The 19,972-nt window shown below is 44.9% G+C and carries 12 protein-coding genes; 10 read left to right on the top strand and 2 right to left on the bottom strand.

All coding sequences use genetic code 11. From position 1 onward, the window contains the following. The first annotated feature begins 1 nt into the window (after position 1). Both rfbA and ACXZ1K_RS05560 read left to right on the top strand, forming a co-directional pair. The gene (gene rfbA, locus ACXZ1K_RS05555; RefSeq protein ID WP_458972392.1) at positions 2-862 is read left to right on the top strand and encodes a glucose-1-phosphate thymidylyltransferase RfbA; all 861 of its coding nucleotides are present in this window, start codon (positions 2-4) and stop codon (positions 860-862) included. A 97-nt stretch (positions 863-959) separates the two neighbouring features. Further along, positions 960-1,340: a hypothetical protein gene (locus tag ACXZ1K_RS05560; protein WP_458972393.1), complete on the top strand. Its 381-nt coding sequence runs from the start codon at positions 960-962 to the stop codon at positions 1,338-1,340. A gap of 1 nt (position 1,341) precedes the next feature. On the opposite strand, the gene ACXZ1K_RS05565 is transcribed toward ACXZ1K_RS05560, so the two are convergent. Continuing rightward, on the bottom strand, positions 1,342-3,726 hold the full coding sequence (locus ACXZ1K_RS05565) for a hypothetical protein (protein WP_458972394.1): 2,385 nt from the start codon (positions 3,724-3,726) through the stop codon (positions 1,342-1,344). Positions 3,727-4,074: 348 nt separating this feature from the next. Between ACXZ1K_RS05565 and ACXZ1K_RS05570 the strand changes: the two genes are divergently transcribed. After that, positions 4,075-4,836, top strand: coding sequence for a LuxR C-terminal-related transcriptional regulator (locus tag ACXZ1K_RS05570; protein ID WP_458972395.1), 762 nt, complete (start codon positions 4,075-4,077; stop codon positions 4,834-4,836). Positions 4,837-4,852: 16 nt separating this feature from the next. Here the strand turns inward: ACXZ1K_RS05570 and ACXZ1K_RS05575 are convergent, their stop codons facing one another. After that, on the bottom strand, positions 4,853-5,812 hold the full coding sequence (locus tag ACXZ1K_RS05575; protein WP_458972396.1) for a YihY/virulence factor BrkB family protein: 960 nt from the start codon (positions 5,810-5,812) through the stop codon (positions 4,853-4,855). A gap of 340 nt (positions 5,813-6,152) precedes the next feature. Here ACXZ1K_RS05575 and ACXZ1K_RS05580 point away from each other — a divergent pair, with 340 nt between their 5' ends. The 7 genes from ACXZ1K_RS05580 (at position 6,153) to ACXZ1K_RS05610 (ending at position 19,971) form a co-directional block, all read left to right on the top strand. After that, positions 6,153-7,544 carry an undecaprenyl-phosphate glucose phosphotransferase gene (locus ACXZ1K_RS05580; RefSeq protein ID WP_458972397.1) on the top strand — a complete coding sequence of 464 codons (1,392 nt, stop codon included), beginning with the start codon at positions 6,153-6,155 and terminating at the stop codon, positions 7,542-7,544. Further along, positions 7,525-8,658: a glycoside hydrolase family 26 protein gene (locus ACXZ1K_RS05585; RefSeq protein ID WP_458972398.1), complete on the top strand. Its 1,134-nt coding sequence runs from the start codon at positions 7,525-7,527 to the stop codon at positions 8,656-8,658. Before ACXZ1K_RS05580 ends, ACXZ1K_RS05585 begins: the two co-directional genes overlap by 20 nt. Positions 8,659-8,779: 121 nt before the next feature. Continuing rightward, complete coding sequence (locus ACXZ1K_RS05590) at positions 8,780-9,487, top strand: hypothetical protein (RefSeq protein WP_458972399.1); 708 nt, start codon at positions 8,780-8,782, stop codon at positions 9,485-9,487. 4 nt (positions 9,488-9,491) lie between these two features. After that, a complete protein-coding gene (locus ACXZ1K_RS05595) occupies positions 9,492-11,105 on the top strand; it encodes a hypothetical protein (RefSeq protein ID WP_458972400.1) in 1,614 nt (537 codons plus the stop codon). 178 nt (positions 11,106-11,283) lie between these two features. Continuing rightward, the gene (locus ACXZ1K_RS05600) at positions 11,284-16,524 is read left to right on the top strand and encodes a PKD domain-containing protein (protein ID WP_458972401.1); all 5,241 of its coding nucleotides are present in this window, start codon (positions 11,284-11,286) and stop codon (positions 16,522-16,524) included. A 1-nt stretch (position 16,525) separates the two neighbouring features. Beyond that, positions 16,526-17,548 carry a PorP/SprF family type IX secretion system membrane protein gene (locus ACXZ1K_RS05605; protein WP_458972402.1) on the top strand — a complete coding sequence of 341 codons (1,023 nt, stop codon included), beginning with the start codon at positions 16,526-16,528 and terminating at the stop codon, positions 17,546-17,548. Positions 17,549-17,658: 110 nt separating this feature from the next. Continuing rightward, positions 17,659-19,971, top strand: coding sequence for a GH92 family glycosyl hydrolase (locus tag ACXZ1K_RS05610; RefSeq protein WP_458972403.1), 2,313 nt, complete (start codon positions 17,659-17,661; stop codon positions 19,969-19,971). Position 19,972: the final 1 nt, after the last annotated feature.

Here is a 19,972-nt window from a genome sequence, read left to right on the forward strand (position 1 = left end):
TATGAAAGGAATAATATTAGCTGGTGGTAGCGGCACAAGGTTGCATCCCCTTACTTTAGTAATGAGCAAGCAAATGATGCCGGTTTACGATAAACCGATGATCTATTATCCGCTTTCCACTTTAATGCTTGCAGGGATCAATGAGATTTTGATCATCTCTACTCCGCATGATTTGCCAAATTTTGAGAAGCTGCTGGGCGACGGAAGCAAGCTGGGTTGTAAATTTTCTTATGCGGTGCAAGCTGAACCGAACGGACTCGCGCAAGCTTTTGTGATAGGTGCTGATTTTATTGGTTCGGATAAAGTGGCCTTAGTGCTTGGCGACAATATTTTTTATGGCGAGGGCATGTCTAAACTGCTTCAGCAAAGTGCTGATCCTGACGGTGGGGTGGTATTTGCTTATCAAGTTTCTGATCCGGAACGTTATGGCGTGGTTGAATTTGATGACAATAAAAAAGCCATCTCAATTGAGGAGAAACCTGTTGAACCTAAGTCAAACTATGCCGTGCCGGGATTATACTTCTACGACAACAGTGTGGTAGAAATTGCTAAGAATATCAAACCATCGCCCCGTGGCGAATATGAGATCACTGATGTAAATAAGGTTTACCTGGAGCAAGGTAAATTGAAAGTTGGCGTATTGAGTCGCGGTACTGCCTGGCTGGATACCGGAACCTTTAACTCTTTAATGCAAGCGGGACAATTTGTTCAGGTGATCGAAGAACGCCAGGGTCTAAAAATCGGATCTATTGAAGAGGTAGCCTATCGTATGGGCTTCATTAATGGGGAACAGCTAAGGGCAGTGGCTACACCGCTTGTAAAAAGTGGTTATGGCCAGTATTTGTTGAAGCTGATCAAGTAAAAATACGCCGCTTTTTCAAATAGACCAGCTTTTTGTCATTTGTAAGTATACTTGTACGGTATTACTACTCAATTCCTTTTTTGGCCTCCTAATTGATATGCCCTCTCCACAAAATGCTCAGCTTTCTGGCTCAGCAGGGAAGTTTATGGAAGTACACATGGGAAAGTTACTCGAAGGAGTAATTAGAAAGAGAGGGGTTAATATTAGTGCGCTTGCAAGAAATCTTCATGTAAACAGAAGAACGGTATACAATTGGTTTGCAGAAGCTGAATTGCCTTCTGAGCTTATTGAGCAGATATCCAAGGTGATCGCTCATGATTTTTACAATGAACTTCCTGTTACATTTCCAAAAGCAACGGAAGAAAATCTCTTCCCCGCAGGGAATTCAGTAGACAAAGGCGACGAGTATTGGAAAAATAAGTACATCGCACTTTTAGAACGTTATGCTGAACTCCTTGCAGAGAAGAGGGTTTATTGATCTATTTGTTGATCATAATTAGTGCTCTCGACTTTACGCCTGATTGAATACGCTCAGTTTTTGGTGCATCTGCTGTCGAGCTTTCTGAATCGACTCCATTGATCGAAGATTTTTTAGATACTGTCCTGGTCGTTTTGCTCATTCCTGAAGTACCGAAGTTATAAGTTAGGGTTGCTGCAGCGAATCCATTTCCTTTCAAGGTATTTTTGAATAATTGTGATACCCACTCTCCCTTACCTGAATTGTAACCAGTGATTGCCATTTTATTGTATAGCCCTCCAGTAACTTTAAATGCCAAACCACCACGGACAATTCCTATGTGTGCCGCAGCATAATTTGCAGAAGGATAAGAAGCTTTTACAGTCCCATCCGCAAGCATTTGATTGGCAATGGTACTGTTATACTTGCCATTTGGATGGGCACGGTCGTACAGGGTTTGCCAGTCACCACTTTTCACCTGGCTGCTTGAATTTTGGGTGCGCGTGCGATTTGACGTCCGTTCATTATTGGTTTCGCCCGCAAGTTCTGCATCGAGGGTTAAGGTGTACAATCGCTGAGTCGATGCTTTTCCTAAATCCCAGCTCAAAATGCGGGTAAGGAAACTGTAGCGATAATAGGTCATGGCTTTTGACAAATCGAAGAAGCGCTGATTGGCGTCTGTACCAGCTTTAGTTGAAAGGAGGGAAGCGTCTACGCCAACCAATACCGGGCCAACGTTTAAACCAAGATGTCCGCCCCAATTGATGTAGTCCTGTTTGAAACTTGGAAGGGTGGTCATGCCCCTTACACTTCCGCCGTCGTAGCCGACCGCACGTTTACCGGTACCAAATACCACTCCAAATTCCGGATAGATAAATGGTTTCAAACCCGTGCTGAGCATTTTGTCTAATTTGCCTAAATACAGATCTGACTCCAGACGGAATTCCACTCCTTTTTGAGTAACTCCAACATTGTTTGCGTAGCCAATTGGGTCGTAATTCGCTTTATAGGTAGTGTACCTGGAACCAACACTGATTCTTGGGTTGAGTTGGAATATGCTTTTGGTTGTTTGGATGATTGTGGTTTCATACCGTTCTGAAATCGCTTTCCCTACTTCTGTTAAGGAAAGAGAAGCTTGCCTGGTTACAGTTGCCGGGCTGGCTGGCGCTGCAACTGCGACAAGTACTAAATCTGCAAAGGTCATGTTGTTGCGGCTTTCGGCGCCAAGACCTGCGGACTTCATTTTTTCTGTTCCGTGGTAGCTTAGCTGCGCTAATCTTTTGGCTGTAAAATCTTGTGTGCTGGCAGCTGCTAATGCGCCTTGCTGATTCAGCAACCTGAAGTACAATTTGGAAGCGTCGCGTTCTCCGTAATGTAAGGCAGTTAGCGTAAATAACTCCAGTGCTTTAGACTTTGCATTGGCCGACAACTCACCTGGGTTGATCACGTCAGGTTCGGTCAGCAGTACGGGACCAAGATTTCCAGGAAGGTTTTTGTCAAAGTAGGTGCTACCTTTAAGCGCAGCAATGATCTTGCTCTGAACACCTGATTGCAAATCAGCAGTCATGGCATTGAGCAAGCTAGCTGTTTGCGGATGGTGTTCAAAATCGCTTTGTTGTAAATCGATCAATGAAAATAAGGCACGTCGGTAATTTTCATGCGCGGTTTCCGGACTTACTATTTGTCCAGGGTAGGTCATTCCACGAAATGCAACTACAGCTCTGGTCTCTGCACCTGGCTTTCCATTTTGCTGTTGTAACAGTTGCGCTAAGGTAATTTCCCTGCCTGCATCAGTCGTCAAAGCCAATTGCTGGTCTTCACGCATTTCACGGGTTGCCGAGGTAATGGTGATGGTGTTCTCCAGTTTGGTGCCATAGTCCCTTGCGCGATAAGCCTGATAAATATTTTCCTGCCATTGGGGACGGTTTCCGGCTGCATTTGCGGGGTTCGCCGCCATCTTGATGCGCAGGTCTTTTAGTTCAAGCGGATTGCTAATGCTGCTGCTCGTACCGTTTGTTGTAGTGATGAATTGTAATTTACTTGATTCCGGCAGGTTTTTATTGACTGCTTCAAACAAGGCTACAATATTTACGAACCCTCCCTTTGAGAATTCAGTAAGGTCGTCCTCCTTGAACAACTGGTTGACCGGGATTCCTGCTGCTTTATTGTAGGCTGTAGTATCCTTTAACTTAGCTGCGGCTATTACTGCTGCCCCAATCATCCGGCTGTCTGTTGCAGCGGTAATGTTGGAGGTTGTATAGGTATTTAACGAAGCATTGGGATTCCGTTTTAATTTAACGGTGTCCTGTGGAGCGATATAGCCTGATTGTTTTTGGGCTTCTGCCATCTTTCCAGAAATGAGCAACGCAAAGGATAATAGATAAATTTTAATAAAAGTGGATTTCATAAGATTAATAGATTTCCATGCCGGATACCATTAATCGCGCCTCATATTTATCAAATTTTAAAGTGTGGTATAGCGTCGAACAGGTGTGTGTAATGTGATGTAATTGTTCATCAGTAGTTTATGAAAGTGTTTTATACATACCTGTTCGCCGGTACCATCTTGGGTACAGTTTCCTGCAAAACTGTGATGATGATTTATCACTCTGCAACTCTGCTTTTGCACATTACTATTTTAAGTTTGCGAAAAGTACTTGGGTATTTCTATTTCTCTTTAAAAAATTATGCTATTTAAGCGCTTAACATTGCCTTTCATTTTTTATTTTAGCAGGAATCTAAGTTCCTGCTACTTATGAATGCGGAAATACAAAAACTTCACAACGTCTGGGCCGAAACCCGTAACAAAGCTCTCGAAAATACGGTGCTGCCCCACCATAATTTCGATGACCTGGCGAATTCGATTGTTAATCTTGGCCCTTTTTACTACTATGTGATCGATTTTTATGATATGTCACTTTCGCACGTCAATAAATCTATAACAGAAATGCATGGTTTCGATCCCGAAACAGTGATATTCAACGACATACTTAGTATTATACATCCTGAAGATGTGGATTTTGTAGGAAAGACAGAAGCTGCCATTTCTGACCTCTTTTACAGTAACCTCGGGCCGGATAAATTGCTAAAATACAAGGCGAGTTATAGCTTTCGGGCTAAGATGAGAGATGGCAAATATGCTTTAATGAACCACCAGTCACTAATGCTGACGCTAGACAGCAAAGGGCGATATGCAAAGTCCTTAAACATTCATACCAGAATTGACCATTTGAGCGATAGAAATACTTACCAGTTTTCATTGATTGGACTGCAAGACGAACCTTCCTATCTAAATTTAAATACTAGCTCCGGTGTGCAGACGATGGCAAACTTTTCCAAACGGGAGATCGAAATCATTAAATGTCTTGGCGAAGGATTGAATAATAAGGAGACTGGCGAAAAGCTTTTTATTAGTGAACAGACCGTAAAGCAGCACCGTAAAAATATAATGCAGAAGTCGCAAAGCAAAAACACTGCGCAACTGATCAAATCTTGTATTTTACAGGGATTGATTTAATTTTTACTAGTATTTGTTATGGCACTTTAGTCGCTTCTTCGTTGTTGTCCTGTATGGAATCCCCGCCGGTTTCAACTTCTATTTCTTTGGTTGTTACTGCATAATGCGAGGGATGGATTTCGGATCCGTAAGCCAGGGCATAGGCTTTTGTAAACTCTGCACCGAAATATAAAATGATAGAGGAGTAGTATGTCCACAGCAAAACCACAACTAAGGATCCGGCCGCACCGTAAGTTCCGCCAACATCGCTCTGCCCAATGTAAATGGAGATCCCGAACTTTCCAATCATGAAGAGTACGGCCGTGACTACTGCGCCGGAAATGACGTCCCGCCATTTGATCTCTGCATCTGGTAATACCTTAAATATGACTGCGAAGATCAGGGTAATTACGCCTAAGGTGATGATGGTGTTGAGTACGTAGAAAAAGATAACAGATACATCTTTAAAGGTTGCTTGTAACCTGGTATTGAAACCATCAATTACAGCAGTAACACCAAGAGAAACGAGTAGTATAAACCCGAGACTGATAATGACCGAGAAAGAAAGAAAACGGTTCTGGAGCATTTTTAGCCAGCCTCTTTTTGGCTTAGGCTTTAATCCCCAGATCATGTTGATAGAATCCTGTATATCTGCAAAGACGGTCGTAGCACCAATCAATAATGTTCCTATTCCTATGATGAACGCTATTTTGCTTTTTCCACCCAGCGAAGCCTTTTCAATTACTTCCTGCAACTGGGCAGCGGTCTCTCCGCCAAGGAAGCCTTTTAGCTGACCATAAACTTCTCCTTTTGCCGCCTCTGCTCCAAGGAACAGACCGCATAGGGAAATGATTACCACCATTAATGGGGCCATAGAAAATACAGTATAATACGCCAGAGAGCCACTTAGCTTGGTGACTTTATGGTCGCTAAAACCGGTAAAGGAGTTTTTTAATACTTCCCAAATGCCTTTGAATGTTATTTTCTTATTGTTCATAAATGATGCTTAATAAGAATTTAACCGATTTGGCGGGAAAAGGTTTTGATGAGACGCCGGTCAACTGTAAAATTGACCGGCGTCCATTTTTAATCTTCTAAAACAATTGCTTTTTTTGCATCGAAATACAGCCATACCCAGAAGGCGGCGTAAAGGATAGCGAGGGATGAAATGAGGATTTCCATAGCGGCTAGATTTATAAATGGTTAGGGTTAAGTATAATGCTAAACTAATATTATTTTTCAGTTAATAGCAAGTTAATAACAAATAAAAATTTCTTTAGTTTTTAAATACTGTAATCCAGATCAATAGGAATAAATACTATATTTGGTGCAACTATATGCAAACTAGATACCTCTACATTTTAAAGTACGTTTTACCGATTACAGACCTCTTAATGCTTAACCTGGTTTATTGGGGATCGTATCATGTGACCGGCTATTTTGGCAAATGGGTATCTTATCCGCTCTTCCAGCAATATGCCGTAATCTGTAATTTACTCTGGTTATTTAATGCGCTATTTTTTGGTTTGTATTCGGAGTTTAGCGCAAGAAAACTGGAACGCATTTACAGGGGTACCTGGAGAAGTATTCTTTCTCACTTTGTGTTATTTTCCTTGTATCTTTTGTACGAACGAGATGCAGAATTTTCCCGGACTTTTATCCTGGTCTTTTACCTGACCCTGACTTTTGCCTTTGCGTTAAATAGATTTATAGGCACCGTAATACAGTTTGTGGTGATCAATAAACTGGATGCGACCAATAAAGTTGCGGTGATGGGGATGAACCCTACAGGTAAGCGACTTGCAGAATATTTTAAAAGACAGCGGAACATCAGTTTTTATGGTTTTATTGGGAACAACGACAATGGCTATAATTACCAGACCGGTCTGCTATCTGAAGTGGCTGTTGCCGAAATGGAAGCTGCAGCATCGGATGGGGTAACGGAAATGTATGTTTCTGTTCCACCTGAGCGTATGGGTAAAATCCATATCCTGGTACGCGAAGCCGATAAGTACTGCCTGCGCATTAAGCTGGTTCCTGATATTGCAGGCTCCCTGAAGGTGCCTTATGTGATTGATTACATTGGTAAGGAATTCCCTGTAATCAAACTGCGCCATGAACCTCTGGAAGATATTGGTAACCGTTTTAAAAAACGTGTGTTCGATGTTGCTTTCAGTTCGCTGGTGATCATTTTTGTATTGAGCTGGCTTTTCCCGATCATCGCCATCATCATCAAGATTCAAAGTAAAGGGCCAGTCCTATTCAAACAGCTGCGAAGCGGAAGGAATGACGAACCTTTCTGGTGTTATAAGTTTAGAAGCATGCATGTGAATGCTGCCAGCGATAAGGTACAGGCCACTAAAGGGGATAGCCGCATTTTTCCTTTCGGGCAGTTTTTGCGTAAAAGTAGCCTGGACGAACTGCCTCAATTTTTTAACGTATTGTTTGGTGAGATGAGCGTTGTTGGTCCGCGTCCGCACATGTTGAGCCATACTGAAGAATATAAGGCTATTATTAACCAGTTTATGGTTCGCCATTATACCAAACCGGGAATTACCGGATGGGCGCAGGTAAACGGTTTTAGAGGCGAAACCAAAGAGAACGTGGCCATGGAAAACCGTGTGCGCTACGACATCTGGTACCTGGAAAACTGGAGCGGAAATTTGGACGTGAAAATCGTTTTCATGACCGTCATCAATATCTTAAGAGGTGAAGCCAACGCTTATTAGATTTTGTCTGCTGGCCGGACTGCTGGTCTCCGTTCTAAATCCCGGATTCGGACAAAATTTTAAATTAACTGATCCGAAAGCTACCAAAGAAACTAAAGCACTTTATAAAAATTTACAAGTCCTTTCCAAAAACTATACATTGTTCGGTCACCAACACGCCACAGAATATGGTCATGGCTGGTATGGTGATCCCGACCGCTCTGACGTGAAATCGGTAACTGGTACTCATCCTGCTGTAATCGGGGTGGATTTAAGTGAATTGTCTGGCAGACCGGAAGATCAAATTGTAAAATCAACAGCACGCATCCGGCAAAATGTGATTGACACCTACAACAGGGGCGGGGTAACTACCGTAGCCTGGCATTTTAACAACCCGGTTTCGGCAGGTGAATTTTACTGGAAGGATTCTGTTTCCTTGCCAGCGGTAAAATACATCATCCCCGGCGGGACTGCACATGAAAAGTATAAACGCATTTTAGATGGGGTGGCCCATTGGGCAAAGAGTTTAAAGGGTAAGGACGGAGCCTTAGTACCCGTCATCTTCCGGCCCTTTCATGAAATGGATGGCGATTGGTTTTGGTGGGGGAACACGCACTGCACACCTGAAGAATTTAAGGCGCTTTGGCAATTTACGGTGAGCTATTTGAGGGATACAGCAGGCGTGCATAATTTTATTTATGCCTTTTCTCCGGACAACCGTTTTACCAGCAAAGAAAAGTATTTGGAGCGTTACCCGGGGAATGGTTTTGTTGACCTATTGGGTACCGACAACTATGGCGACATGGGCAGGGACGGGAAATACGACCTGGATGCTGCAGTAAGGAAACTGGAATTGGTTACCGGACTGGCAAAAGAAAATAAAAAGCTAGCTGCATTTACAGAAACGGGCCTGGAATCTTTAACCAACCCCAACTGGTGGAATGAGGTTTTATTAAAGGTGATGAAACGCCCTACCATACAAATGGCTTATGTACTGGTATGGAGGAACGACAGCAAAAGTCCTACTCATTTTTATGCGCCTTATCCCGGTCACCCTGGTGTTCCTGACTTTATAAAATTCTATAATGATCCCTATACGCTTTTTGAAAAAGACTTGAAGGAAATTTATAAATAATTTGTCCGTATTTATTTGAAATATACCCACTTCTGGGTATTGATTTGCCAAAATCGGTACGCTATCTTTGGAATATAACGTTCGGCCTTCCGATCACTCAGACCAAATAACTTTTTTTATCATGAATAAACGCATACTCTCAACGGTAGTGTTGCTGTGCAGCATTGCCGTAGCCAGATCGCAAAATTTGCCTGCTGATTCTTCAAAATTGGCCTTAAATCCTGTTTTTTTCAAATTGGACCATTTGAGCCTTCAATTACAGGGCGGTACTCAAGGTCTTGGGATGAATTTTCGGTACGATTTTTTTCCTTTTCTAGCCGCAAGGGCGGGTGGTTCCTTCGGTTCTGCCTCAATCAGTAAGGGTTTTAATTTTGATAACATCGCTACAGACAACCATTTGAAAGGAGTTTTTTCCAATGTGCACGCACTTGCAGAAATTAGTCCGGTTAAATGGCTGAGGCTGGTAGGTGGTGTAGGTTATTTGTTTGACGCCCGCGGCAGGGCGGTGATGACACCCACTCAATCGGTAACGCAGGAAGGGATTACGCTGGAGCCTGAAGAATTGGGTACCCTAACCGCAAACATTAAGTACAAAGAATTTGCACCATATATGGGAATTGGCTTTGGTAAAGGTTTGCCGAAAAACAGGTTTAATGTAAACCTGGATCTTGGTGTTTATCATCTGTCTCGCCCGGATGTAACCATGACCGGAACGGAATACCTTTCTGACAACAGCCATAACGGGCCCATCATCGCAGAAAACATGAAGGATTACCGTTGGATGCCGATAGTTCAGTTAAATTTTAATTTTAGAATCGCTAAAAAATAAGAACATGAAACGTAACGATATATATTTAGTGCTGATTGCCCTTTTGACTTTTGGTGTTATTCTTTATGCTTGCAAAGACCCGGGAGAAGGCGTGACTATAAACGTGAATACCTATGTTCTGAAAGCGCCAACTGCAGTTCAGTTTGTAAATGCGGTTAATAACGCTCCAAATCAACCAGGAACCTTTACGGTTACCATTGGCGGAAAGGATGCTGATAAAGTGGTAACGGTTGACAATAAAACGGATTTTAAAGCGACTGGTGGAAAGATATTCCTGGCTTTGAAAAAAGGTATTGTTCCATCTGAATCAAGCCCTATCCTATTTACCGTTGCCGCAGAAGTTAGCGGCTTTGCGCCGGCAACGAAAAGTTTCAGAATAACTCGTGACGAGCCGCTCTCAGTGGTAGTCCCTTTGATTGAATACGCAAATCCGCTGCCGGGAACGGCGGTTAAAGTTCAGGAGAGTCCTTTGATTGGGGGGGTGAGTGCAACGCCTATTGTTGTGGAAACCCCTTCCAGCGGAATTATGGACGAAACAGCAAAGGTGACAATCCCTGCAGGTACACAATTTTTAGATGCCAGCGGGAACGTGATCTCTGCAACCAAGCTGGAAAGTAAAATCGTACAGTTTGGAACGGAAAGCTCGGAGTCACTTGCTGCTTTTCCAGGGGGATTTGAAATCAGCTCCATAACCGGTCCCAATGGTCAGCCGATTCCAGGTGGTGTGGCATTTGTAACGGCAGGTTTTATCGCCATGGACATGTATGCAGGCGGAACAGAGGTGAAAAAGTTCTCTAAGCCAATCGATGTAACCATGGGTATCAGTGAATCCGTTGTAAACCCGGTAACTGGTGCTGCGGTAAAAGAAGGCGATGTTGTTCCTGTATGGAGTTTGGATGATAAAACCGGACAATGGACATTCGAATCTAATTCCACAATAGTGAAAGACGCACAGGGCAAACTGCATGGCAGCTTTGCGGCAAGCCATTTATCTTACTGGAACTTCGACTGGGCACAACAATTCTGCACTACTCCTCTAAGTATTAATTTTATTGCTTCAGGAAATGCTGCCGCTACTTACAATGTTATTGTAGAATCAGAAGTAGGTTATAAGTCAAGGGCGTTGGTTTTCATCAAAGACAATACGGTGGTTACGGAGCGCGTTCCACAAGGGAAAATTAAAATAACTGTACTGGATCAGTTTTCAAACATCATTACACAAACGGGCTTTTTTGATGCTTGTGTAGGTAAGGTTAATGTAACGTTCCCACCAGTTGCAAGTCTCGATTTGGTGAACGTAAAGATGACGTTGCAGGGAACTTGTCCAAACAAGCCGGTAAATGAAAATATCAGCACCTTTGCATTCGTTTATGAAAAAGGAACCACAGGTTCGGCTGTTGCCGTATATATTATTGACGGGAAGCTGAACCTAACCTTGAAGAACAATACGGAATATACTGTTGAGGCACTTTACGGACAGAAATATAAAACAACGTCTATCAAGTTTACAAAATCTGACTTCACTTTCCCGGGAACGGTTAGCGGAACTGCAACCTATGTTCAGGAAAGCAATACAGTTAATGTGCTGGCAAAATTTGCACTACCGGACTGCCAATAAATTAACGAGCTAAATAATTCAAAATCAAGGCGCTGTTTTACGGCGCCTTTTGTATTTTATCAGAATTTTGATTCCCAACGTAAAAAGTCTTTAAAAATTTCATTTGAATGTGAGTAATTTGAAATTCTATTAAGAATATTACATATTTTTGGAGCGGAATCCCTTCTGATCTGACAGTATGCTGAAACGTCTACCCGTTTTCACAATTTTCCTGCTGCTTTTCTTTGGTCTGAACAACAGTTTTGGACAGGGCATTACTATTACTACCGTTGACCAGGGGCCATATACTCCTGAATCTACTATTGCTGCATTATTTTCAGGCTCCACCACAACAAATCTCAGACCCGGCAATAAATTTGAGCTTTGGCTTTCTGATGCTACGGGAAATTTCAGTGCGGGAGTGGAGAAAAAGATAGGTGAGTTCACCGGCTTTTACGGTACCTACGTGAATGGGGTAATTCCTGCGGGCACTTTACCCGGACTGGGATATCGGTTGAGAATCAAATCTACTGCACCCGCAACGGTAAGTGCACAGTCTGCTCCTTTCTCGATCATTGCAGGCGGGGCAGTTGAAGCGAAAATCACTGTTCCTGGCAACAAGATCATTTCTGCAGCAGACAATATTTTAGGTTCCTGCAGCGGTTCTGGTCGCGCCAACAATAACTTCAACTTTACCAATGAGTCGACCACAGGAACTGCGGTAACAGCAAGCTCTATTAATGAGTCGACCAATGCCCCATCTGCAACACTCGATTTTTCCGGGGGCACCATAAGGACATTTACGGCCGTCCAGACCACCAATTATACGGTGTATGCAAAAGCCTTGATGCCAGACGGCAGGGTAGGTACGCAAGCCTATATGGTGGTGAACAACAGAACCATTACTGCATTTGGTACTGCGGGGACCAGTGACCTTTGTTTAGGCGGCCCAGCCCTTGAATTTAATGTGATTGTAGATGGATCTGACGGGATTGCCAATAATTATCCGGGGAATACCTATCGGGTAAACTGGGGCGATACGAAAGAAAACGTTTATACTTTGCAGGACATCAGGGCCAATAACAATAAGGTAGGACATAACTATACGGGCACGGCCTGCGGGAATGCCATTAACCTGGGCAGTACCACCATCTACAATGCTTTCGGGATTAGCATTTTTGCCCAGAATGAGTACTGTGGAACCGTGGGTACGCCAATATCTACTACAGCAAAGGTGAGTATTAAGCCGGTCAATAGTTTTACGATATCCGCAACTACTTGTTTAAATACCATCACCGAATTTACCAATACCTCTACACTGGGAGAAACTCCGGAGACCAACGGCAGGGGCTGTCAGCCGAATGAAGCTACTTTTACCTGGTATGTGGACGGTAATGTGGTGCCTGGCGCGATAGACAAGCCAAAATCTTTTAAGCTAAGCTACAGCTTTACCTCGCCCGGAAACCATACCATTACTTTGGAAGCGAACTCCACAGCGCCTTGTCCGCCAGACCCGGTTACCCAAACGGTTTGCGTGCAGGAACAAGCCCGACCTTCTTTTACGCTAAATGGCGTGGCTACAGGTATTGGGATGTGTAATAATGCCGTGTTGATTCCTGACAATACCTCTTTCGTAGACAATAGCAATTGCGGCACCAATACCTATACCTGGGAGATATTGCCTAATACCTACACGACCATTAATGGAACAACGATTAATAGTCGTGTTCCCCAGATTAGGTTCAGCGCCCCGGGAGAGTATACCATTCGATTGATTATCAACGCGTCAAAATGTGGGGAGGTAGCCACCCCTGTGCAGAATGTACTGGTCAGCTCGCCACCAACAGCTTCACTTTCTCCCGACAAAGTGTTGTGTAATTACGGTACTTATAATTTTAATGAGAACGGCGGCGATACCAGAACGGTGATCACTGGTACACCCGCATCAGCACAGGAAGCCGATACTTATACCTGGACGGTTGATGGCCCCGCTGCAGATTATGCATTTGTGAACAATACAACCGCCTCCTCCCGTTACCCAAGTATACAGTTTAAGGCGTTCCGGGCATTTACCATAAAGGTTACGCATAAAAATGGGTGTGATCAGGTTTCAGCCACGCAGAAATTGACCTTCAATGCATCACCTATTGTAGAGGCTGGTAACGATGTGGAAATCTGCTATGACGGGATAGCGCCACTACACGCGTCCCCGGTACCGGGTTATACGCCGGCCTGGTTCGGTGGAAACGGAACCTTCTCTCTGGGCAGAAATGATCCAAATTCCGTTTATTCACCAACAACTGCCGAGCGCAATAGCGGAAGAGTCGCTTTAAGCTGGAGGATCACCACAACTTTACCTGCGCCATGTAACACCGTGGAGGATGTTGTTTTTGTGAACATCAAAGCCATCAATACGGTTACCAGTGCGAATACCTTGGCCATCTGTTCTGATACCAGGCTCGCTTATACGCCTACCAGTACTGTTGCTGGTAGTACATTTACCTGGACGGTACAAAGTGCCACGGGCGGCGTAACCGGTGCGAGCAACGGCAGCGGCTCCACTATTACCGATCTGATCTCCCTACCGGCCAACGCAACTACAAACGGCACCGTAACCTACCGCATTAATCCGGTGTCGGGCAGCTGTACAGGTGTGCCGATAGACCTGACCATCACTGTTGCACCTACTCCGGTGCTGACCGCTACGCCAGCCAGGTTAGCGATTTGTACACGCGATGCCATTCGTATCGCGATCAGTTCAAATTTACCACCTGCAGCGGATGTTAAATATGTTTATACCAGCACGGCTTCAATACCTGAGATAACCGGTAATACTGCGGTTAACACGCCAACCGCCCTCAGCAACATCAGTGACGTGTTGATCAATGCAGGGAATGTGGCCGGTACCGTAACCTATACCATTACGCCGTTGGCGGCTTCGGGATGTCCGGGTCCTTCTAAAGTGATTGTGATCACCGTAAATCCGCAGGGAACTGTCGCGAATGCCGGCGCAGATGAAACCATTTGCAGCAACGTGGCTTATGCGCTGGAAGCGAACGTACCCGCTAACGGGGAAAGCGGTCGCTGGACGGTTACTTCCGGGCAAAACGTCACATTTGCGGACGCAACAAAATACAATACTACGGTAAGCGGTTTACTGGGCGGACAAGCCTATACTTTTGCATGGACAATCACTACCGGAGCAGGCTGTTTTACCACAGATGAGGTGATCATCACCAATCTTCCTCCGCTTGGTAACATCAACATTTCTGCAAATGCAGCCCCCGTTTGTAAGGGACAGGAAGTAACCATAACCGGTCAGACACCTACCGGTGGCAACGGGCAATATACTTACAGCTGGCAGAGCAGTACCGATGATGGCGCAAACTGGACGCTGATGCCGGATGAGACCAGGAAAGACCTGATCGTTAACATTCCTGCTACAACTTCTTACCGCAGGATTACCCGTGGCGGGATTTGTGTTTTGTTTAGTAATGCAGTGAAAATTACGGTCTATGATCCGCTGGGCAACAACACCGTGAGCAGTGGCCAAGCCATTTGTTTGGGACAAACTGCTGCAGCTTTAACCGGTACTGTGCCTACAGGCGGCGATGGCAATTATGTTTACCAGTGGGAGCGCAGTACTGACAATGGCACAACCTGGGTGACGATAGCCGGCGCGACCGGTATTGGTTATGCCCCGGGATTGACTACAATGACCACTCAATACCGCAGGGTTGCTAAAACTACCATTTGTACAGGCTATTCAGAACTGGTCAGTAATGCAGTTACCGTTGAAATTAAACCACATGCCAAGGCAGAATTTACAGTGGCAAGCCCGGAAGAATGCGCGCCATTCGCCATTGATGCATTCAACATCAAAACCATTGCCTACCCCGACAGGAATGCCACTTACACCTGGTATGCAAAAGTAGGGAATGGAGCTGATGTACTGATTGGTACAGGAGTTAACTTTCCGGGGTATACCATACCGACAGAAGACACATTTGTGGCGATTAAGTTGGTAGTAACCAGTAGCAGGGGTTGTAACATAGACCAAACGGTACATACCTTCAATACACTGAAAAATGTGCATGCCAGTTACACGCAGGACAAGGTTTCCGGTTGCGGACCTTTACTGGTGAATTTTACGAATACCTCCAACATTACTGCGGGAGTGAACTTTAAATGGGATTTTGGAAATGGACAGACTTCGACTGATGCCAATCCTGGTGTGGTCAACTTTGCCGCTGACCCGACCGGAAAAGACAAGGTTTATATCGTGACCCTAAATGCCAGCACCGTTTGTGGCGCCAGCGCCGTTTTTACCAGCAGGGTTACCGTTAGGACTACGCCAATTTCTATATTTTCGCCAGGAAGTACGGTAGGCTGTTCACCACTGCCCGTTACCTTTGTCAATACTTCACCTGAATCTACCGGCACGAGCTATACTTACGACTGGGGAGATGGCAGCGCAGCACAAACATTTACCGACAGGGCCGATGTGGTGCATACTTATAGTGCTGTTGGGACGACCACTTTTTACACGATAAAAATGACTGCGAAGAATGAATGCGGTGAGCATACATCGCAACATACCATCAGCATTGCGCCCAATAACATATTTGCCGAACTGGTGGTGGATGCGAAGGATAAACAAGGCTGTGCACCCCTGGTAGTTCCTTTTACCAACAACAGCGGGAACGCCATTTCTTATACCTACGATTTTGGAGATGGAACTACGCAGACTTCAACCACTTCGCCGGAGAAGATTACGCATACTTTTAAACAGCCGGGAACTTATGTGGTAAAGCTGACCGCGATGAACAATTGTACGTCTACGACAACCACAGAAACAATCACCGTTTTTGAACAGCCCGTAACGCGCTTTACAATTGACAGAACTACCGGTTACCCGGGATTGAAATTTCAGTTTGCCAACACGACTGTTGGCGGCATCAGGTATTTGTGGGACTTTGGAGATGGTACCACTTCTATTGAAGCGAACCCTAGTCATGTATTTACCCAGCTGGGAACTTTCAAAGTGAGTCTAACCGCGAATAATGTGGCTGGTTGTCCGTCTTCTTACACGATAGCTGTAGTCATAGACGGAGAACCGGGAAGCTTATTTGTGCCCAATTCTTTTATCCCATCCAGCGATGACCTGCAGTTTCGTGAATTTAAAGCCAAAGGAACTGGTATAGCAAGCTGGAGGATGAGCATTTTTGACAAGTGGGGCGCATTATTGTGGGAGACAACGCGGTTGGAAGATGGCAAACCTGTAGAAGGTTGGGACGGAACTTACAAAGGACAAAAAATGCCGCAAGGCGTATATTATTGGAAAATAGACCTGCAAATGAGAAATGGGACGGAATGGAAAGGCGTTACGTTAAACTCTGCCGCACCCAAACGTACGGGAACCATAAACTTGATCAGATAGGATGGGAAAAATTAGCAGGTTGTTTTTATTGTTTTGTCTGTTCGGATTGAAAGCATTTGCGCAGGATCATGTGTATTCCCAGTTTTATAATGCGCCGCTCTACTTGAATCCCGCGTTGACAGGACAGTTTAAGGGCGACATCAGGATGAACATGATATATAGGAACCAGTGGTCGGGCCTGGGCGGTGACTTGTCTTACCTAAGCGCCTCGGCCGACATCAATATCCCGGATTTTGGCGGGGGTGTAGGATTACAGTTTACCAGGAGCAGTGAGGGGGTCGCTTTTTTAAGGAAGAACAACATTGCCGCTACCTATGCCTACAGTGTAGGCGGTGATGACTTTGTGACCTCCTTTGGAATACAGGCCGGTTTTACCAACAGGCAGATTGACCGGGATAAATTGGTTTTTGCTGACCAGATAGACATGAACACTGGTTTCATACCAGGGAGCAGTACTTCGGCACAGCTACCGGATATCTCCAACCGTTTTTACTTTGATGCGGGAACCGGGATCAATGTGGTGTTCCGTAATTTTATGGCGGGGGCTTCCGTTTACCATATCAATAAGCCCGACGAAAGCTTTACCAATGTGCAGGCGAAGCTGCCGGTGCGCATTGTAGCGAATGCCAGTTTGCGTTTCGCACTGGTACCGCAGTACGATTATTACAATGACGATGGGGTGTACATTATTCCATCTGTGGTGTATTATCAGCAAGCCTCATCCAGATCCGTCAGCATGGGCGCCCAATTCAAGTACAGGAGTGTGAACACTGGGCTATGGTACCGTACCAGCGGACAGAACACGCCTGATGCGCTGGTGATCTCTTTTATATTTGACATATTTAAAAGCGATAAGAACGGGGAAAAACTGCGACTGGGCATTAGTCACGATGCAACTACCTCCAAGATTAACTATACCAATACCAGCGGCAGTACAGAGGCGAGTATAGGCTATGAGAAATACTTTCCGGGCAGCTCGGGCTATAATAAATTTAACGGGCTGAGGAGCTACGACTTCTATTAGTGTAAAAACAATGTGTCATTTTTTGTATTTTGAAATACATATTGCTATGTTTATAGTGTATTAATTACACTATCAGTGTTTTGGTACAGCTGAACGTTTAACCAAATGTAATGACCTATCCTAAATTTTTAATCGGCTTTTTGGCTTTGGCGGCACTTGCTGCTTTTACCAAACCCGATCAGAAAACGCCTGCAGATTATGTAAACCCGATGATTGGGGCCAGTACCAGTGAAAAAGCTGCGGGATCATTGCATGGTTTGGGTAAGACATTTCCGGGGGCCACTACTCCTTATGGAATGGTGCAGGTAAGTCCGAATACCATTACGGGTGGCGACAATGGCTCTGGCTACAGCAGTGAACATACGACTATAGAAGGATTCGCTTTTACACAAATGAGCGGGATTGGTTGGTATGGTGACCTCGGTAATTTTTTGGTGATGCCAACTACAGGGAAACTCTTTACCGCATCGGGCAGTGCCGAGCATCCCGAACTGGGTTACCGCTCGGGTTACGATAAAACTTCTGAAAAAGCGGCTGCGGGTTATTATGCTGTGCAGCTGACAGACGATCACATTAAAGCAGAAGCCACTGCGGCGCGCAGGAGCGGAATGCTTCGGTTTACTTTTCCACAAAATAAACTATCCAGAATTCAAATTGACCTGGCCAGAAGGGTAGGCGGCACATCGTCCATCCAGTCTGTGAAGGTGGTGGGCGACAATGCCATTGAAGGATGGATGAAATGCACACCTGAAGGTGGTGGCTGGGGCAATGGGGATGGCAAGGCAGACTATACCGTATACTTTTATGCGGAGTTTAGCAAGCAGTTAAAGAAATATGGCGTGTGGAGCGCGGAAATACCGGGCGACTGGTCGCGCAAGCGCGATGATGTCACCAGCGAACGTTACCAGAAGTTGATCGCAGATGCAAAGGTATTGCCCATGGTAAAGGCACAGGAAGGTAAACACCTTGGATTTTACACAGAGTTTGAAACCGCCAAAGACGAACAGGTTTTGGTGAAATCAGGTATTTCCTTCGTCAGCATCGCCGGTGCGAAAAATAATTTGCAGACAGATATTAAAGGTTGGGATTTTGACAAGGTACGTGCAGATGCAAAAGCATTGTGGAATGCATCTTTGTCGAAGGTAAAAGTAGCAGGCGGTACAGAAGAAGAAAAAACAGTATTCTATACCGCGATGTACCATACCCAGATAGACCCGCGTACCTTTCAGGATGCCGACGGAAACTATCCGGGCGGAGACGGAAAAGTACATCAGGCTAAAGGTTTTACCAAACGCACGATTTTTAGCGGCTGGGATGTATTTAGAAGTCAGATGCCTTTGCAAACAGTCATCAACCCTGCCCTGGTAAACGATATGGTCAACTCTTTAATTTCCCTGGCGGACGAGAAAAAAATGGATTACCTGGAACGCTGGGAATTTTTGAATGCCTATAGCGGTTGTATGATTGGAAATCCTGCGGTATCAGTTATGGCTGATGCCTATGCGAAGGGGATCAGGAATTTTGATGTGAACAAAGGTTACCAGTTGGCCGTAAACAGTGTAGAGAAATTTGGTAACGGGGAAAAGGGCAATGCCGGGGGAATTTCTACGACATTGGAGTATGCCTATTTTGAGTGGTGTGTTTCTGAACTGGCAAAGGGCTTGGGTAAAACTGCCGACCAGCAGAAATACTTTGCCCGATCAAAATCTTATAAAAACATCTGGGATCCGGAAAAGGGATGGTTTAGACCAAAGAACGATGATGGCAGCTGGGAAACCTGGCCAGCAAATGGCAGAATGACCCAGGGCTATGGCTCTGTAGAATCAAACCCTTATCAGCAAGGCTGGTTTGTGCCACAGGATGTAGAGGGTATGATCAGTTTGATGGGCGGAAGGAAAAAGACCCTGGCCGATTTGACCAATTTCTTCGACAAGGTGCCGGCCGATATGATGTGGAACGACTATTACAACCAGGCCAATGAGCCGGTGCATCATGTGCCTTTCCTGTTCAATAAGCTGGGTTCGCCCTGGTTAACGCAAAAATGGACGCGTGCAATATGCAGCAAAGCTTATCACAATTCCGTAATCGGTCTGGTGGGCAATGAAGACGTTGGGCAGATGAGTGCCTGGTACGTATTGGCTGCAAGCGGTTTTCATCCAATTACGCCTGGAAGTACCCGATATGAGTTGACGAGTCCGGTGTTTAACCGCATTGACCTGGCACTTGATCCCAGTTATTACAAGGGAAAGCAGTTTAGCATCATCGCCAATAACAACAGTCCGAAAAATATTTACATACAATCCGCCAAACTAAACGGTAAACCATACCCGCATTCTTATATAGACCACAAGGATATTGTAGCGGGAGGTAAACTGGAATTAATAATGGGAAGTACACCGAATAAAAGCTGGGGAATAAACTAAG

Source organism: Pedobacter jaeyakensis (genome assembly GCF_054461315.1).

Excerpts from the sequence above, each read along its gene's own strand:
- rfbA (WP_458972392.1), top strand. The coding sequence starts at position 2 with ATGAAAGGAATAATATTAGCTGGTGGTAGCGGCACAAGGTTGCATCCC.
- ACXZ1K_RS05610 (WP_458972403.1), top strand. The coding sequence starts at position 17,659 with ATGACCTATCCTAAATTTTTAATCGGCTTTTTGGCTTTGGCGGCACTT.
- ACXZ1K_RS05580 (WP_458972397.1), top strand. The coding sequence starts at position 6,153 with ATGCAAACTAGATACCTCTACATTTTAAAGTACGTTTTACCGATTACA.
- ACXZ1K_RS05605 (WP_458972402.1), top strand. The coding sequence starts at position 16,526 with ATGGGAAAAATTAGCAGGTTGTTTTTATTGTTTTGTCTGTTCGGATTG.
- ACXZ1K_RS05575 (WP_458972396.1), bottom strand. The coding sequence starts at position 5,812 with ATGAACAATAAGAAAATAACATTCAAAGGCATTTGGGAAGTATTAAAA.
- ACXZ1K_RS05595 (WP_458972400.1), top strand. The coding sequence starts at position 9,492 with ATGAAACGTAACGATATATATTTAGTGCTGATTGCCCTTTTGACTTTT.
- ACXZ1K_RS05590 (WP_458972399.1), top strand. The coding sequence starts at position 8,780 with ATGAATAAACGCATACTCTCAACGGTAGTGTTGCTGTGCAGCATTGCC.
- ACXZ1K_RS05560 (WP_458972393.1), top strand. The coding sequence starts at position 960 with ATGCCCTCTCCACAAAATGCTCAGCTTTCTGGCTCAGCAGGGAAGTTT.
- ACXZ1K_RS05570 (WP_458972395.1), top strand. The coding sequence starts at position 4,075 with ATGAATGCGGAAATACAAAAACTTCACAACGTCTGGGCCGAAACCCGT.
- ACXZ1K_RS05600 (WP_458972401.1), top strand. The coding sequence starts at position 11,284 with ATGCTGAAACGTCTACCCGTTTTCACAATTTTCCTGCTGCTTTTCTTT.
- ACXZ1K_RS05565 (WP_458972394.1), bottom strand. The coding sequence starts at position 3,726 with ATGAAATCCACTTTTATTAAAATTTATCTATTATCCTTTGCGTTGCTC.